We start from the raw sequence: 16,114 nt of genomic DNA, 5'->3' as shown, positions 1-16,114 counted from the left end.
TGCCACGGCATCGCATGCGATGCAGAACCCGCCCTACTTCAACCGCTCCACCAACCGCTGCCCCACCTCCAGCGCCGAAGCCGGGTTCTGCCCGGTAATCAGCTCGCGGTCCACCACCACATGCCCGGTCCACGGCGTGGTGTTGCTGCTGAACTTCGCCCCCGCCCGCTGCAACGCCGTCTGCGGGTAGAACTTCATCTCGCCGCCGCCCAGCAGCGGTTTGGCCTGTTCTTCTTCCTGGTTGCTGATCACCGTCATCTTGTAGCCGCTGTAGATCCACTTCGGCGTGGCCGGCATCGAACCCGCTTCCAGCTTCGCCACGAAACCCGCAGCATCCGGCAGCGTGGACAGCAGCGCGATCGGTCCGTGGCAGACCAGCGCGGCGGTCTTGCTGCGCTGATGGAAGTCAGCCAGCAGCCGGCCCAGCGCGGGGCTCTTCAGCAGGTCCTGCATCGGCGCGTGGCCACCGGGAATGTAGACCGCATCGAAACGCGCGTAGCCCTGCTGCTCAACGCGCGCCAGGCTGACCACCGGCGAGGCCGTCGGCGAGGTCAGCGCCAGCTTCTCCATCAGGTCCTTGTGCAGTTTCAGCTGCGCGGCATCATTGCCGAAGTACGCCGGCGTCACCGAGGACGCGTCCACCGTTGGCGCCCGCCCGTACGGCGTGGCGAAGGTCACCTCGTGGCCCGAGTCCAGCAGCAGCTTGACCGGCTGCATCAGCTCGTTGAGATAGAAGCCGGTGGACAGCACCTTGCCGTCCTTCAGGTCCAGGTGGTTTTCGTCGGACAGCACCACCAGCACGTTGGCGGCATGCGCGCCGGTGGCGGCCAGGGTCAGGGCCAGCGCTGCGGCCAGCCGGGTCATCAGGTTCATGGGGAGCTCCTATCGGGGAATGGCGGCCACTTTATTCATCGCCACAGCGGCGATAAATTGGCTCCATCGCAAAACATCTGTTCCCTGGAGAGCCAAATGAGCCGCAAGTTCGACTACCTGGGCGATGTGGAGGTGTTCCTGGCAGTGGTCGAGCACGGCTCGTTCACGGCAGGCGCCGTGGCGCTGTCCACCACACCCTCGGTGCTGAGCCGCGCGGTCACCCGCCTGGAAGCGCGGCTGGGCCGGCAGCTGCTGCAGCGGACCACCCGCCGCGTGGGCCTTACCGACGCCGGGCGGCTCTATCTGGACCAAGTGCGCACCGCCTTCGGCTTGCTGGACGACGCCGAGCGCGACGTACTGGCCCAGGACGGCGCGCTGGCCGGCCGCGTGCGCCTGAGCGTGCCCACCACCTATGGCCACTACCGGCTGCCGCCCGTGCTGGCGCGCTTTGCGCAGCAGTACCCGCAGGTGCAGGTGGAACTGAACATCACCAACCGCAACGTGGACCTGGTGGCCGAAGGCTTCGACCTGGCCATCCGCCTAGGCCAGTTGCCGGACAGCGGGCTGGTGGGGCGGAAACTGGAGGATGCGCCGCTGCTGCTGGTAGCTGCGCCGGACTACCTGCAGCGCCGGGGTACGCCGCAGACGCTGGAAGATCTGGAACAGCACCTGTGCCTGCCGTTCGTGATGCCGCGTACCGGGCGCCTGGCGCCGTGGATCTTCCGCGACGGGGGGCGCGACGTGGACTGGCTGCCGCGTTCGCCCATCGAGACCTCCGACGATGTGCTGGGCGTGGTGTCGCTGGCCGAACAGGGCATTGGCATCTGCCAGAGCTATGCGTTCATCGTGCGCGAGCGGTTGCAGCGTGGGCAGCTGGTGGAAGTGCTGCCGCAGTTACGCGGGCGCTCGCGGCCGTTCTCGGTGATCTATGCGCCGCATCGGCGGCAGTCGGCAGCGGCGCGGGCGATGATTGAGCTGTTGGTGGGGAATGCGGCTGAGGATCGCGCTGGTTGAAGCTGCGAGCTTGCTAACAGTGTCGGGTTTGAACCGATTTTCGGGCTGTGCGGATGATCCGGCGCCGCCGCCCGGCGAGGCGGACTAGGAACTGTTGCAAAGAAGGCTGTCGCGCTATTCACTTGTGCCGTGGGCGATTGCGCCAGTTTGATTCGCCATCAGCAGAGCAGCTGCGCGAATGCGTCCGGCGGTGTCGCGTGCCGCACGAATGGTGCGTGCAACAATAGTTCTTCGCTCTCGGATTCCGCGATTCCTTCGCGAATTTCTATTGGCATTCGAAGCGACGGCGTAAACACCATGGCGCGCCACCGAAAGCGGGTGGCTCGGGCCTGCAAACCCGAAGAAAGCGATGTCTGTAGTTTGCGCTTGCCCGCCGGCACCGTCCTTAACCGGTGCCGGCGGGCAATCCGTCGGCCTTTTTGGCGGGCGGTGCGTGGGGGCTTTCGGGCCCGCCGGTTTATGACATCGCTTCTTCCGGTTTGCAGCCACGCATCGTCCGCCACCTTGCTACGCGGTGGCGCTGTTAAGTACAGCCACGGAAGCCGACGCCATGAACGAATCCGACACCTTCTCTTCGTACGCCGTTGTTGAGCCTATCAACGACGACACTCCCCTGCCCGACCTGAACTCCCTGCTCGGCATTCTCAAGCGCATGCGCGGCTGCGAAGGCGCCGATGGACTGCCCTGGCCGGAGAACGACGTCTCTCCCGGGCGCCGCGTGAGCCTGGCGAGGACCGAGCGCGCGATGGTCGGGGCGCTGACGGTGCTGGAACTGCTGCATGCGGCAGACCGCTGCCGGGTGGCAGCGGACCCGGAGCGGCATTTGGATGAGGGGGTGGTTGATGGGTTGTTTCTGGCTTGTAGGGGGCTGATTGAGTGGGCTTGCCGGGAGGTTAGGCCGGAGTGATAGCCTCCTTAGCAAACTTACTCATTGGCATTTGACATTCAGAGTTAACAACACGCCCCCCCCCGCCCTTGAGTTACACTCGCTCAAGGACAAAGGGGGCTAGGGATGCAGCAATCTGAGACATTCGCTGATCGCTATCTGCTTTTAGACGAGCAGATTCAAGGCGGCACCGCAATACTTCACAAGGCCTATGACCAGCAGAAAAAGACGGTTGTCGCTCTAAAGACTTTCACTGAGCAAGGCCGAGACCCTGCAATTGTGAACGAAATCTGGTATCGCGAGCACAGCGCTCTGAGCCAACTGAACCACGACGGGATCGTGAAAATGCTTGATGCGGGGCGCTGCGCGCTGACCGGCCAGCGTTATATCGCGCTTGAGTGGATCGATGGGCAGACTCTGGAGGATCATCTTGCCACGATGGCTCCAATGGACTGGGCAACATTCTATGAACGCTACGGCGAACCTCTTCTCGCGGCATTGATTTATGCAGCCGAGCGCAATGTCACCCACCGCGACCTATCGACTGAGAACATCCTTATTACACCAGCAGGCACGCTCAAGATAATCGACTTCGGGCAAGCAAAGCTGAACACTGTAAGTATAGGTCGGACCTTAATAGGATGGCGTACCGTCCCGTACTGCCTACCTGAAGAGGATACCGGAACGTACACCATGACACGGGATCCATATGCGTACTGCGCCATCGCGGTACGCGCGATGGCCGGCCATTCATTAAGGAACCATGAAGAACTTTATGCAGCATTACCCATGGTCACCTTGCCACCGAACGAGCGCTCAGCAATATCACGGGCGCTCAGCCGCATCCCCGGCGAGCGCTTCGGCACGCTCGTTGAATTCTCCCAATCTCTTTTGCAATTCGATACGATCGAGGCCGATAGCATATCGGAACGACCCCGTATCGCACTGCGATTCACCGCTAGTGTTAGCGAGCAACTCTCCGTATTCGGTGATGCCGAAGCACGTCCGCTGGAGCAGCTACTAGCAGAGCTAAGCGATGTCGTTGCCGTATCGCCCGCAGGTGCCAACGCCGACTCCACTATCGCATTGGAGACATCTTCATTTCGAATTTCTGCCTCGCCGGATCGCAGCTTCGAGCACCTAGTCGTGACCAGTCTCGTGCGAAAGCGATTCCGACTTGAAGCGTTGTTCCGATCAGATCGCTGGCTGCTGCAGGCAGATTTCACAGATCAACTACCACGATCTCCGTCGACTCGACACACCGCTCGCAGAGACTTGCAAGCGATTTACGCCGGGCTCGAATCCCATCTCAGCGAGCTTGACCAAGCTCAGCGTCACGACCCGAATCGCTCATTCTCGGAATGGTCCAATCTACTCGAGGCGCTAAGACATATCGCGCGGAATGGCATTCCAGCACTGCGCTATAACGCCGTTGAGAAGGACGGCGCTCGTCTTATCGCTGTGGTCGAAAACCCAGAGCACGCGACCGAGGAACAGTTGCGCGTTATCTCAGTAAAAGGGACCTGGGTATTTCGTGGCGAGGTAGAAACGGTACGAGGAGACCAGTGCGTACTGCTATCAACTCGTCCTTACGTCAATCTGGAGCTCATTCCGAGAAGCGGAACGCTTGAGATTGATTGGGCCCAGACGCGAATTGCCCTTGACCGGCAAGCTCGCGCTCTTGATAGATTCAAAAGCGGTGAAACCCCTGGAGTTCGCCTGCGCGCCCTGCTCACAGGGGCTGACCCAGGACCAAGCGAACCTTCGTATGAGCCGGTCGCGCGATTCTTTGATCACACCCTTGACGACGCCAAGAAGATCGTGGTGTCCCGATTTGCAGCTGGCGCCGACCTCATCGTGACACATGGCCCTCCTGGCACCGGAAAGACAAAACTGATTGTGGAGCTTATTCGACAGGAGCTCGAGCGGAATCCCGATGCAAGAATACTGCTCGCATCTCAGACTCACGTAGCTCTCGACAACGCTCTCGAGCGCCTATTAAGCGCCAATCGCGATATCCCATGTGTCCGGATAGGCAGCGGGTCGAAGGAGGCAGATCCGCGCGTGGAGGCTTGCTGTATCGATCAGCGCAGCTTGGCTCTGCGCAATCAGGTCACGCTATCGTCTCAGCGCTTTCTTCAGGAGCGGGCCTCGGAGAGGGGGATCGATCAACACGAAGTCGAACTCGGACTGGCTGTGCTTGATCTTATTGGCGCTAGTGAACACCTTGCTCAGGTTCAAGTTTCCCGAGAAAAACTGGAGGAGGAAGCCCAAGCATTGGAAGCTCGAGTGGGTGCAGAGTCAACGTCTACAACCCGCGAGCTTGATGACGGCCTGCTCCGCGCAGGAGTACTTGAGAGCGAGTTGGAACGGATTGGCAGTGATGACGTCCTTGCGCGTAGCGCTGTGGATGCCGCTCGACAGAAGCTCACATCACTCGGCAAGGACGGCGCGCAGTTGGCGAACAACTCCGAAGCTGAGCTGCGTGAGTGGTCACAGCTTCTTCTTGGCGACCCCAAACGCGAGGCTCTAGGCCAGTTAATGAGGCTATCTGAAGAATGGCGCATGCGTTTCGGCCAATCTGAAGACTTTAAAGCCGCAATTATTGCGTCGTCTTCAGTCGTTGCCGGCACCTGTGTCGGATTCTGTCGCGAGGAGGCTGCGCTGCGCACAGTGTTTGATCTGTGCATCATTGACGAAGCCGGCAAGGCCACAACTACCGAACTTCTGGTGCCGCTTGCACAATCTCGCCGTGCCGTACTGCTCGGCGACCATCACCAACTCCCTGCCGTAATCGATCATTCCCTACAATCGGGAGAGCTGCAAGAGCGATTTGGCCTAGCGCAGCAGCAACTTGATGAACAGCTATTTGAGCGATTGACTAAGGATCTGGGTGAAGGATGCAAAGCCGCATTGACTGAACAGCATCGGATGCGGGGCGAGATTGGCCGATTGGTCAGCTGGTGCTTCTACGATAAGAAGCTAGAAGAGGGAGCATCCACTGCAGGACGCGACATCGCAAACCTCGCCGTGGCCGGTCTCGACCGCGAGGTAACATGGCTGGATCCTTACGCAGGATCCGATAGTGTTTACTACGAACGCGCACGCGGCACCAGCTATGAGAACACCCGAGAGGCGATAGCTATCGTTGCGTTGCTAAAGCGACTGCAGTTTGCTCTTGTGAGCAGTGGCCGCCCAGCCTCCCTTTGGCCGACTGTCGGAGTGATAGCTGGCTACGCACCTCAGGTAGCATTGATTCGAAATGAAATTCGCAAGGAGCAGGACCTTGATCGTTTGTCTATCGACTGTGCGTCCGTACACGCATTCCAGGGCCGCGAGGTTGATGTCTGCATATACTCGATCACAAGAAAGAACGACCACGGAAAGATTGGAATGCTGTCTGATTGGCGACACCTTAACGTTGCACTTTCTCGCGCTCGCGACTACTTGGTAATCGTTGGAGATCTAGATTTCTGCCGCACGGTGAAATCTCCAAATCCATTTTCCCGTCTAATCCGCTTCATTGAAGAAGAGTCCAGCGAATGCGCGATAAGGGAGTGGAATCATGAGTGACCTAGAGAGTATCGCGCAGCGCCTTGATCGTCGCGATGAGTATCGCTTGATCGCCTATCGCGAGATTGGGCTACCCGTTTTTCGAGTAAATTGCGCCATTACCTTCCAAGAGGCCAGCCAACTCGGCGCCATTGAGGAGTTCATGTTGAAGTCAATTGCGCGGGGCGTTGATTCAATAGGTGACTTGGAGAGATTTCTTGGCCTTCCTTCTAGGGTGGTAATTTCCCAGCTTGGCCAACTAGTCTTCGAGAACGCAGTAGCATCATGCACTGGCGAACCCATTCGCTACTCGCTCACAGCGGAGGGATCGCGCCGGCTGGCCACAGCGGCTTCCTACGCCTTAGAACGGCAGCGAATCCCCGTCTACGTTGACGGCATCACTCGCCAACTGGTGGCTTTAGACCATCGGGAGCTTTGGACAAGCAAACAGCTGGATCCAGTAGGAGTCATACCTCCAGTGGAGCGTCGCTTGCCATGGGCTACGGACATTGACTTAGCGCAGGTCAACCGAATGGCGGCCCTAGTGGCAAGAATCGGAAGTCCCACTAGGCGAGCTGTGCGCTTGGATGCAATCATTGGAAAGCCGACCATGCTATTTCGTCGCGCCTTAGCGGTGGCCTTCAAATCGCACGACGGACGCCGCATATCGATCGCTTTTGCAATTGATGGACGCGCATCTATGGAACATGAGATTGCCTATCAACGTAGCGGCGCGGCATCCAGATCTCCTTTATTCTCCACCTTGCTTGATGCTGACAAGCGTCGGCGCGAAGTACAAGTAGTCGCACGGGAATTCCGTAGAGACGTCCAGGTGGTGGAGGCTACGCATTCTGAGCAGCATCAGCAGCGCCCACTTTTAACGCTGACAAGCCCAGAAGCGGTAAGCGTCTCCTCAGCAAAGGTGCGGACACTTGGCGTCTACGATCACCCGCCACTACTTCGTAATGCCATGGATCGCGCACAGTCACGGCTACTGATAATTTCGCCATGGATCCGTGCCGCTGTTGTAGACGAAGCCTTCATCAAGCGCCTGACGGCGTGCCTAGATCGCGATGTAGAGGTGACTGTGGCCTATGGCCTGGGCCGGGACGACCCAGGCGAACGAACCGCTGATCGACAAGCGCGGGAATCACTGGAAGCCCTGGCGAAGACGTTCCAGAACTTCCGTCTAATTCGAAAGGGCAACACCCACGCCAAGGTACTGTTGGTCGACAGCGCCTACTTTGTCACCACCAGCTTTAACTGGCTGTCTTTCCGCGGCGACCTAAATCAACCAATGCGCGAGGAGGAAGGAACTATGGTCGAAGATGAGTCGGCTGTGGCCGATTACTATGCCTCGCTCATTAAACGCCTGTCAGTTGACCCACCAGCGAATGCCAGATTGGATCGAAAGAGAGGCTCTAAGCTCTGAAGACAATGGGCTGCCTAACCAATTAATTGGGCGCCCGCTGGTGAAGCAGGCCTGTCGATGAAAGACCTGTGACATAAAGTACCGAGGGCGCCTCTCGGCGCCCTCGTTCTTCAACTCATTCCCACTCAATAGTCGCCGGCGGCTTCCCCGAGATGTCATAGACAACCCTTGAAACCCCCCGCAACTCATTGATGATCCGGTTGCTCACCGTCCCCAGGAACTCATACGGCAGATGCGCCCAATGCGCCGTCATGAAATCAATCGTCTCCACGGCCCTTAGCGCAATCACCCACTCATAAGCGCGCGCATCGCCCACCACGCCCACCGACTTCACCGGCAGGAACACGGCAAACGCCTGGCTGGTCTTGTCGTACAGGTCCGCCTTGCGCAGCTCATCGATGAAGATGGCATCGGCCTTGGCCAGCAGTTCGGCGTATTCGCGCTTCACTTCGCCCAGGATACGCACGCCCAGGCCCGGGCCCGGGAACGGATGGCGGTAGACCATGGTGCGCGGCAGGCCCAGCTCAACGCCCAGGCGGCGCACTTCGTCCTTGAACAGCTCGCGCAGCGGCTCCACCAGGCCAAGCTTCATGTGCTCCGGCAGGCCGCCCACGTTGTGGTGGCTCTTGATCACGTGCGCCTTGCCGGTCTTGCTGCCGGCCGACTCGATCACGTCCGGGTAGATGGTGCCCTGCGCCAGCCACTTGGCGTTCTTCAGCTTGTTCGACTCCTCGTCGAAGATCTCAACGAACAGGTTGCCGATGATCTTGCGCTTGGCTTCCGGGTCGCTCACGCCTTCCAGCGCGCTGAAGTAACGGTCGGCGGCATTCACGCGCACCACCTTCACGCCCATGTGCTCGGCAAACATCGCCATCACCTGGTCGCCTTCCTGCCAGCGCAGCAGGCCGGTATCCACGAACACGCAGGTCAGCTTCTCGCCGATGGCCTTGTGCAGCAGCGCGGCCACAACGGACGAATCGACGCCGCCGGACAGGCCCAGGATCACTTCGTCATCGCCCACTTGATCTCTTACGCGGGCGATCTGGTCGTCGATGATGTTGGCGGCGGTCCACAGGGTCTGGCAACCGCACACGTCCACCACGAAGCGGCGCAGCAGCGCCTGGCCCTGCAGGGTGTGGGTCACTTCCGGGTGGAACTGCACGCCGTACCAGCGCTTTTCTTCGTTGGCCATGGCGGCCACCGGAATGCGGTCGGTGGTGGCGGTGATGGTGAAGCCCGGCGGTGCAACGGAGACGTGGTCGCCGTGGCTCATCCAGACATTCAGCTTCGGCTCGCCGCCGTGGTCGCTCAGGCCCTTGAACAGTGCATCCGGGTTGATCACGTTCACTTCGGCGTGACCGAATTCGCGCTGGTCAGCCGCTTCGGTGGCACCGCCCAGCTGGGCAGCAAGGGTCTGCATGCCGTAGCAGATGCCGAAGATCGGCAGGCCGCTGTCGAACACTTCCTGCGGCGCGGCCGGGGCACCCGGCAGCGTGGTCGATTCCGGGCCACCGGACAGGATGATGCCCTTGGCGCCAAACGCGGCGAGCTCGGCCGGGTTGTGGTCCCACGCCCAGATTTCGCAATAGACGCCCAGCTCGCGGATGCGGCGGGCGATCAGCTGCGTGTACTGCGCGCCGAAATCGAGGATGAGGATCTTGTCGTTATGGATGTTGGTCATGGCGCCCCGGCAATGCAGTAGGGAAAACGAAATCAGATTTACGGCGGCAGATGGAGAAAGAGGAACGGGAAGTGCTTCCCCGTTCCTCTTTGCTCGGCCCGCGTCAGGCGCGGTAGTTCGGCGGCTCTTTGGTGATCGTCACGTCGTGGACGTGGCTCTCACGCTGGCCGGCGCCGCTGATCTTCACGAACTTGGGCTTGCTGCGCATCTCGTCGATGGTGGCGCAGCCCACGTAGCCCATGGTGGCGCGCAGGCCGCCCATCAGCTGGTGGATGATGCCGCCCACCGGGCCGCGGTACGGCACGCGGCCTTCGATGCCTTCCGGCACCAGCTTGTCGGCGGTGGCGGCGTCCTGGAAGTAGCGGTCCTTCGACCCCTTCTCCATGGCAGCCAGCGAACCCATGCCGCGGTAGCTCTTGTACGAACGCCCCTGGTACAGCTCGGTCTCGCCCGGCGACTCTTCGGTACCAGCCAGCAGGCCGCCGACCATGATGGTCGAGGCACCGGCGGCCAGCGCCTTGCCGATGTCGCCCGAGTAGCGGATGCCACCGTCGGCGATCAGCGGGATGCGGTCCTGCAGGGCTTCGGCCACCAGATCAATGGCGGTGACCTGCGGCACGCCGACGCCGGCGACGACGCGGGTGGTGCAGATCGAGCCCGGGCCGATGCCGACCTTCACTGCGTCCGCGCCGCTGTCCAGCAGCGCCAGTGCGGCTTCGCCGGTGCAGATGTTGCCACCGATGACCTGCACGTTCGGGAAGTTCTTCTTCACCCAGCTGACCCGGTCCAGCACGCCCTGCGAGTGGCCGTGCGCGGTATCGACCACGATCACGTCCACGCCGGCGGCGACCAGCGCTTCCACGCGGCGATCGGTATCGCCACCCACGCCGACGGCAGCGCCGACCAGCAGGCGGGTCGACAGATCCTTGGCAGCGTTCGGGAAGTCGGTGTTCTTCTGGATGTCCTTGACGGTGATCAGGCCACGCAGTTCGAACGAATCGTTGACCACCAGCACCTTCTCGATGCGGTTGCGGTGCAGCAGCTGCAGCACTTCATCGGACGCGGCGCCTTCCTTGACCGTGATCAGGCGATCCTTCTTGGTCATGATGTGGCGGACCGGATCGTCCAGCTCGGTCTCGAAGCGCATGTCGCGGTGGGTCACGATGCCGGCCAGCAGGCCGTCGCTGCCCACCACCGGCACGCCGGAGATGTTGTGCGCCTGGGTCAGGGCCAGCACGTCGCGGATGGTGGTTTCCGGGCCGACGGTGATCGGGTCGCGGATGACACCGGCCTCGAACTTCTTGACCTTGGCCACTTCCGCGGCCTGCTGTTCCAGGCTGAGATTCTTGTGGATGATGCCCATGCCGCCGAGCTGGGCCATGGCGATGGCCAGGCGGGCTTCGGTGACGGTATCCATCGCGGCGGACAGGATCGGAAGCTTCAGCTTCAGGTCTCGGGTCAACCGCGTTTCGAGGTTGACGTCCTTGGGCAGGATGGTCGAGTGGGCGGGGACGAGCGAGACGTCGTCGTAAGTGAGTGCTTCAGCCTGGATGCGCAGCATCGGCATACCCGAGATGTGGGGAAGCGCGACATTTTACCCTGTTTTCGCGTCGCGTGGCAGGGGGTAGATGCGACGCAGTGTCGCGCCGGCGGCGATTGGTTCAGGGGCCCGCCTACCGCTTTGGTGGGTGCCAACCTTGGTTGGCACGACCCGTCCAGCACCGGTACCCCAGATGGGCCGATGGCCCTGATGGATGTGTGCCAACCCAGGTTGGCACCTACCAGGAGCAGGCCAACGGTTGCCCCCACCCCAAAAAGTCAGCTCAGCGCTTCCGCCGCTTCCAGGGTGTTCTGCATCAGCGTGGCCACGGTCATCGGGCCCACGCCACCCGGCACCGGGGTGATCCAGCTCGCCCGCTGGGCAGCCGCCTCAAACCCGACGTCGCCCACCAGGCGGCCGTCGTCCAGGCGATTGATACCGACGTCGATCACCACCGCGCCCGGCTTCACCCACTCGCCCGGCACGATGCCCGGGCGGCCCACCGCCACCACCAGGATGTCGGCGTTGCGCACGGCCTGTTCCAGCACGTCCTTGGGGGTGAACTTGTGGCAGCTGGTCACGGTGCAGCCGGCGATGAGCAGCTCCAGGCCCATCGGGCGGCCGACGTGGTTGCTGACGCCGACGATGGTGGCGTTGCGGCCGCGCACCGGCTGGTCGGTGTGGCCCAGCAGCGTAGTGATGCCGCGCGGGGTGCACGGGCGCAGGCCGAACTCGCGCAGGGCCAGGTGGCCGACGTTTTCCGGGTGGAAGCCGTCCACGTCCTTGCGCGGGTCGATGCGCTGGATCAGCCGGCGCGCGTCGGGGATGCCCGGCAGCGGCAGCTGGATCAGGATGCCGTTGATCTTCGGATCGGCGTTGAGCTGGTCGATCAGGTCGAGCAGTTCGGCTTCAGTCGTACCGGCCGGCAGGTCGTAATCGTGTGCCTCGATGCCGACCTTCTCGGCGGCGCGGCGCTTGTTGCGCACGTACACCGTCGAGGCCGGGTCGCCGCCGACCAGCACCACGGCCAGGCCCGGGCGGCTGCCACCGGCGGCCACGCGGGCGTCGACGCGCACCTTCAGGCTGTCGAGCAGGTCCTCGGCGATGCGGCGACCATCAAGGATGCGGGCAGGATGCGGGGCGGCAGAATCAGTCATCGGGGGCAGGCGTGGAGCGGCGGGGACGCTATTGTCCCTGATTCAGGCCCCCTCGCCCACCGCCGTGCGCCGACTCCGCGCACCGGTAGTGCCGGCCGCTGGCCGGCAACCTCATGACGTCGGAACGTTTGCGCATCTGCCGGCCAGCGGCCGGCACGACCAACCACCGGCTTCGGCAATTCCCCACACGGTAGTGTCGGCCGCCGGCCGGCACCCCCATGACGTCGGAACGTTTGCGCATTTGCCGGCCAGCGGCCGGCACGGCCAACCGCCGGCTTAGGCAATTCCCCACACGGTAGTGCCGGCCGCTGGCCGGCAACCTCATGACGCCGGAAGGTTTCCGCATCTGCCGGCCAGCGGCCGGCACGACCAACCACCGGCTTCGGCAATTCCCAACACCGTAGTGCCGGCCGCTGGCCGGCACCCCCATGACGCCGAAACGTTCGCGCATCTGCCGGCCAGCGGCCGGCACTACCAACCGTCGGCTTCGGCAATTCCCCACACGGTAGTGCCGGCCGCTGGCCGGCACCCCCATGACGTCGGAACGTCTGCGCATCTGCCGCCCAGCGGCCGCACGACCAACCGCCGGCTTCGGCAATTCCCAACACGGTAGTGCCGGCCGCTGGCCGGCAACCCCATGACGCCGGAACGTTCGCGTATCTGCCGGCCAGCGGCCGGCACTACCAAGCGATCAGCGCGCGGGCTTTATTCTTCTTCTTCCGGCACGTCCTGCGGGTTCAACGTCTTGCTTGCCCGCTTCGGCGCGGTGAACGGCGTCGGCGTCGGCACGCCCTGGCCGGAGTTGCCGAACACCATCTTGGCGCCGGCGTTCAAACCACCACCCGCAATTTCCAGCTCAAATCGCTCGGCATCGCGGCGGCGGATCTGCTCGGCAATCTCCACCGCGTCGTCCTCATCCGCACCCAGCTCCACCAGCGCAGCCTGGCCGAACAGCACCGCCGATTCAAATGTCTCGCGGATCTGGAAATCGACACCGGCATGGATCAGCCGCAGCGAATGCTCGCGGTCGAACGAGCGCACCATCAGCTTGGCCTGCGGGAACTCGTGCGACACCAGTTCGACGATGCGGTCGGCGGCCTCGGCCTTGTCCACGCACACGGCAATCGCACGTGCGGTGGCCGCGCCCGAGGCATGCAGCACGTCCAGTCGCGTACCGTCGCCGTAATAGATCTTGAAACCGAAGCGCGCGGCGCTCTGGATCATCTCCACATCGTTGTCGATGATGGTCACGTCCACGTCGCGCGCCAGCAGCGACTGGCTGGCGACCTGGCCGAAGCGGCCGAAGCCGATCAGCAGCACACTGCCGGACAGGCCCTCGGCCTCGTCCACGCCGTCCATGTTCACCGTCGGCTTCGGCGCGATGCGCTTGTAGACCAGCACCACCAGCGGGGTCAGCGCCATCGACAGCACCACCACCGCGGTGAAGTTGGCATTGATCTCCAGGTTGATCACGCCGGCGGATGCCGCGGCCGAGAACAGCACGAAGGCGAACTCGCCGCCCTGCGCCATCAGCACGCCCCGGTCCAGCGCCTGCGCGTGGTCGCTGCCCATGATGCGCGCGACCACGTAGATGCACAGCGCCTTGGCTGCCATCAGCGCCAGCACCAGGCCGAGGATCAGCTGCCAGTTGCCGGCCACCACGCCCAGGTCCAGCGCCATGCCCACGCTGAGGAAGAACAGGCCCAGCAGGATGCCGCGGAACGGCTCGATGTCCGCTTCGATCTGGTGGCGGAAGGTCGACTCGCTCAGCAGCACGCCGGCCAGGAACGCGCCCATCGCCATCGACAGGCCGGACAGCTGCATCAGCAGCGCCGCGCCCAGCACCACCAGCAGCGCGGCGGCGGTCATCACCTCGCGCGCCTTCGATTCGGCCAGCACGCGGAACAACGGATTGAGCAGGAAGCGGCCGACCAGCACCAGGCCGACGATGGCGCCCACGCCGATGGCCACCGACAACCAGCGTGAACCCTCGCCATCGGCACTGCCCGCGCTCGGCGCCATCCACGCCACGAGCGCCAGCAGCGGCACGATCAGCAGGTCTTCGAACAGCAGGATCGAAACGATCTTCTGCCCCGACGGCAGCGCGATGTCGCCGCGCTCGGCCAGCAGCTGCATCACCACTGCGGTGGAGGTGAGCACGAAGCCGGTGGCGCCGATGAAGGCGACCTGCCAGGGGAAGCCGAACAGCTTGGCGATGCTGGTCAGCACCAGCGCACAGGTGACGATCTGCAGCGTGCCCAGCCCGAAGATTTCCTTGCGCAGGCTCCACAGGTGCGAGGGCCGCATTTCCAGGCCGATCACGAACAGGAACATCACCACGCCGAGTTCGGCGGTATGCAGGATCGCCTGCGGGTCGGAGAACCAGCCCAGGCCGAACGGTCCGATCGCCAGGCCAGCAGCGAAGTAGCCCAGCACCGAGCCCAGGCCGGCCCGGCGGAACAAGGGCACCATCACCACCGCCGCGCCCAGCAGGGCGACGACCTTGACCAGCTCGCTGGTCGCTGCTTCTACCGCCATGCGGTGTGTTCCCCAAGATCCAGAATCGGGTTCAACAATAGAGCAATGCCGATGACGGCAATAGCACGCATGTTGCGCCGGATTGTCTTGGAGGTGGAACGATGGTGGGTACCCGCCCCAGCATCATCCCGAAACCATTGCACGTCGCTGTAGATCCACACCCTGCGTGGATGACGCCCGGCCGGATTCACCCACCCCGGCAGAACGCGGCGTAATCGATGTACCCCGGGAACGGCACACCCGGCGCACATACCGGGCACTGCGGGTCCGGCCGGATGCCGGTCTCACGAAATCGCATGCCCAGCGCATCGAAGCGCAGCAGCCGACCGACGAGTGGCTCACCGATGCCCAGCAGCAGCTTCAGCACCTCGGTGGCCTGCAGCACGCCGGCCAGCCCAGGCAGCACGCCCAGCACGCCCGCCTCGGAACAGTTCGGCGCGAACTCCGGCGGCGGCGGCTCCGGGAACAGGCAGCGGTAGCACGGCGCCACGCCACGCTGGCGGCCAGCGTCAAACACGCTTACCTGGCCGTCAAAGCGCTCGATGGCGGCGTAGACCAGCGGCTTGGCGTGCTTGATGCAGGCGTCGTTGAGCAGGTAGCGCAGCGGGAAGTTGTCCGACCCATCCAGCACCACGTCCACGCCCTCAAGCAGCGCGTCCACGTTCTCGGAGGTGACCCGCTCGGGCACCGCCTCGACCTCGATCGACGGATTCAACGCCAGCAGCCGCTCGCGCGCCGAATCGACCTTGAGCTGGCCGACGCTGGCTTCGGTATGCACGATCTGGCGGTGCAGGTTGCTGCGCTCCACGCGGTCGTGGTCGGCAAAACGCAGGTGCCCTACCCCGGCTGCCGCCAGGTAAAAACCGGCCGGCGCGCCCAAACCGCCGGCACCCAGCACCAGCACGCGCGATTGCTGCAGCCGGCGCTGGCCCGCCTCGCCCACCTGCGGCAGCAGCAGGTGGCGCGAATAGCGATCAAAGAAATCACGCTCGGCGGCGCTGGCCAGCGGCTGCACCAGCGGCAGCGACTGCTCGCGCCAGGCCACGGTGCCGCCGGTCACGGAAGCCACATGGGTGTATCCAGCCTCCAGCAGGCACTGCGCGGCATCGGCCGAGCGCTTGCCGCTCTGGCAGATCAGCAGGATCTCCTGGTCGTGCCGCGGTAGATGCGCAGCCGGGTCGGCCTGCAGTTCGCCCTTGGACACGCCGCGCGCGCCCTCTGCCATGCCGCCGGCCCGTTCGTGCGCCTCGCGCACATCGATCAGCACGGCGCCATGGGCCAGGCGCTCGCGTGCCTGTGCGGGGGAAAGCTCTGGGATGCTCATGGGCGCATTATCACGCACGTGGCGGCAGGCCGCCTTGGCCGATACCTGCAAACATGGGGGACTGCCGGCTGCTGGCCGGCATGGCCATGAACGCACGGGATGACGCGGGGTTGCCGG

The 16,114-nt window shown here is 63.3% G+C and carries 10 protein-coding genes; 4 read left to right on the top strand and 6 right to left on the bottom strand.

The genetic code is table 11. From position 1 onward, the window contains the following. Positions 1-33: 33 nt before the first annotated feature. On the bottom strand, positions 34-873 hold the full coding sequence (locus AC5P9C_RS11795; RefSeq protein WP_343540375.1) for a type 1 glutamine amidotransferase domain-containing protein: 840 nt from the start codon (positions 871-873) through the stop codon (positions 34-36). Between the two features lie 96 nt (positions 874-969). On the opposite strand from AC5P9C_RS11795, the gene AC5P9C_RS11790 reads away from it, so the two are divergent. The 4 genes from AC5P9C_RS11790 to AC5P9C_RS11775 all read left to right on the top strand — a co-directional run bounded on the left by AC5P9C_RS11790 (position 970) and on the right by AC5P9C_RS11775 (position 7,757). Beyond that, a complete protein-coding gene (locus AC5P9C_RS11790) occupies positions 970-1,887 on the top strand; it encodes a LysR family transcriptional regulator (RefSeq protein WP_414615161.1) in 918 nt (305 codons plus the stop codon). A 550-nt stretch (positions 1,888-2,437) separates the two neighbouring features. Continuing rightward, positions 2,438-2,794, top strand: coding sequence for a hypothetical protein (locus AC5P9C_RS11785; protein WP_343540379.1), 357 nt, complete (start codon positions 2,438-2,440; stop codon positions 2,792-2,794). Between the two features lie 105 nt (positions 2,795-2,899). After that, a complete protein-coding gene (locus tag AC5P9C_RS11780; RefSeq protein ID WP_343540381.1) occupies positions 2,900-6,346 on the top strand; it encodes an AAA domain-containing protein in 3,447 nt (1,148 codons plus the stop codon). Beyond that, positions 6,339-7,757 (top strand): phospholipase D-like domain-containing protein, encoded by a 1,419-nt coding sequence (locus tag AC5P9C_RS11775; RefSeq protein WP_343540383.1) that lies wholly within the window; start codon positions 6,339-6,341, stop codon positions 7,755-7,757. The genes AC5P9C_RS11780 and AC5P9C_RS11775 overlap by 8 nt, the downstream gene beginning before the upstream one ends. 115 nt (positions 7,758-7,872) lie before the next feature. On the opposite strand, the gene guaA is transcribed toward AC5P9C_RS11775, so the two are convergent. The 5 genes from guaA to moeB form a co-directional block, all read right to left on the bottom strand. Beyond that, positions 7,873-9,438 carry a glutamine-hydrolyzing GMP synthase gene (gene guaA, locus AC5P9C_RS11770; protein WP_343540384.1) on the bottom strand — a complete coding sequence of 522 codons (1,566 nt, stop codon included), beginning with the start codon at positions 9,436-9,438 and terminating at the stop codon, positions 7,873-7,875. A gap of 103 nt (positions 9,439-9,541) precedes the next feature. After that, positions 9,542-10,999 (bottom strand): IMP dehydrogenase, encoded by a 1,458-nt coding sequence (gene guaB / locus AC5P9C_RS11765; protein WP_014036909.1) that lies wholly within the window; start codon positions 10,997-10,999, stop codon positions 9,542-9,544. A 257-nt stretch (positions 11,000-11,256) separates the two neighbouring features. Continuing rightward, positions 11,257-12,135 (bottom strand): bifunctional methylenetetrahydrofolate dehydrogenase/methenyltetrahydrofolate cyclohydrolase FolD, encoded by an 879-nt coding sequence (gene folD / locus AC5P9C_RS11760; protein ID WP_005416247.1) that lies wholly within the window; start codon positions 12,133-12,135, stop codon positions 11,257-11,259. Between the two features lie 705 nt (positions 12,136-12,840). Then, positions 12,841-14,673 (bottom strand): monovalent cation:proton antiporter-2 (CPA2) family protein, encoded by a 1,833-nt coding sequence (locus AC5P9C_RS11755; protein WP_049464725.1) that lies wholly within the window; start codon positions 14,671-14,673, stop codon positions 12,841-12,843. A 187-nt stretch (positions 14,674-14,860) separates the two neighbouring features. Next, entirely contained in the window at positions 14,861-15,997 is a 1,137-nt protein-coding gene (gene moeB, locus AC5P9C_RS11750; RefSeq protein ID WP_343542989.1) for a molybdopterin-synthase adenylyltransferase MoeB, read from the bottom strand. Between the last annotated feature and the right edge of the window lie 117 nt (positions 15,998-16,114).

The sequence above is a fragment of the Stenotrophomonas sp. YJH_SMC_10 genome (assembly GCF_059371555.1).
This window is presented reverse-complemented; position numbering and strand designations above follow the sequence as displayed.

Excerpts from the sequence above, each read along its gene's own strand:
- AC5P9C_RS11795 (WP_343540375.1), bottom strand. The coding sequence starts at position 873 with ATGAACCTGATGACCCGGCTGGCCGCAGCGCTGGCCCTGACCCTGGCC.
- AC5P9C_RS11790 (WP_414615161.1), top strand. The coding sequence starts at position 970 with ATGAGCCGCAAGTTCGACTACCTGGGCGATGTGGAGGTGTTCCTGGCA.
- AC5P9C_RS11785 (WP_343540379.1), top strand. The coding sequence starts at position 2,438 with ATGAACGAATCCGACACCTTCTCTTCGTACGCCGTTGTTGAGCCTATC.
- AC5P9C_RS11780 (WP_343540381.1), top strand. The coding sequence starts at position 2,900 with ATGCAGCAATCTGAGACATTCGCTGATCGCTATCTGCTTTTAGACGAG.
- AC5P9C_RS11775 (WP_343540383.1), top strand. The coding sequence starts at position 6,339 with ATGAGTGACCTAGAGAGTATCGCGCAGCGCCTTGATCGTCGCGATGAG.
- guaA (WP_343540384.1), bottom strand. The coding sequence starts at position 9,438 with ATGACCAACATCCATAACGACAAGATCCTCATCCTCGATTTCGGCGCG.
- guaB (WP_014036909.1), bottom strand. The coding sequence starts at position 10,999 with ATGCTGCGCATCCAGGCTGAAGCACTCACTTACGACGACGTCTCGCTC.
- folD (WP_005416247.1), bottom strand. The coding sequence starts at position 12,135 with ATGACTGATTCTGCCGCCCCGCATCCTGCCCGCATCCTTGATGGTCGC.
- AC5P9C_RS11755 (WP_049464725.1), bottom strand. The coding sequence starts at position 14,673 with ATGGCGGTAGAAGCAGCGACCAGCGAGCTGGTCAAGGTCGTCGCCCTG.
- moeB (WP_343542989.1), bottom strand. The coding sequence starts at position 15,997 with ATGAGCATCCCAGAGCTTTCCCCCGCACAGGCACGCGAGCGCCTGGCC.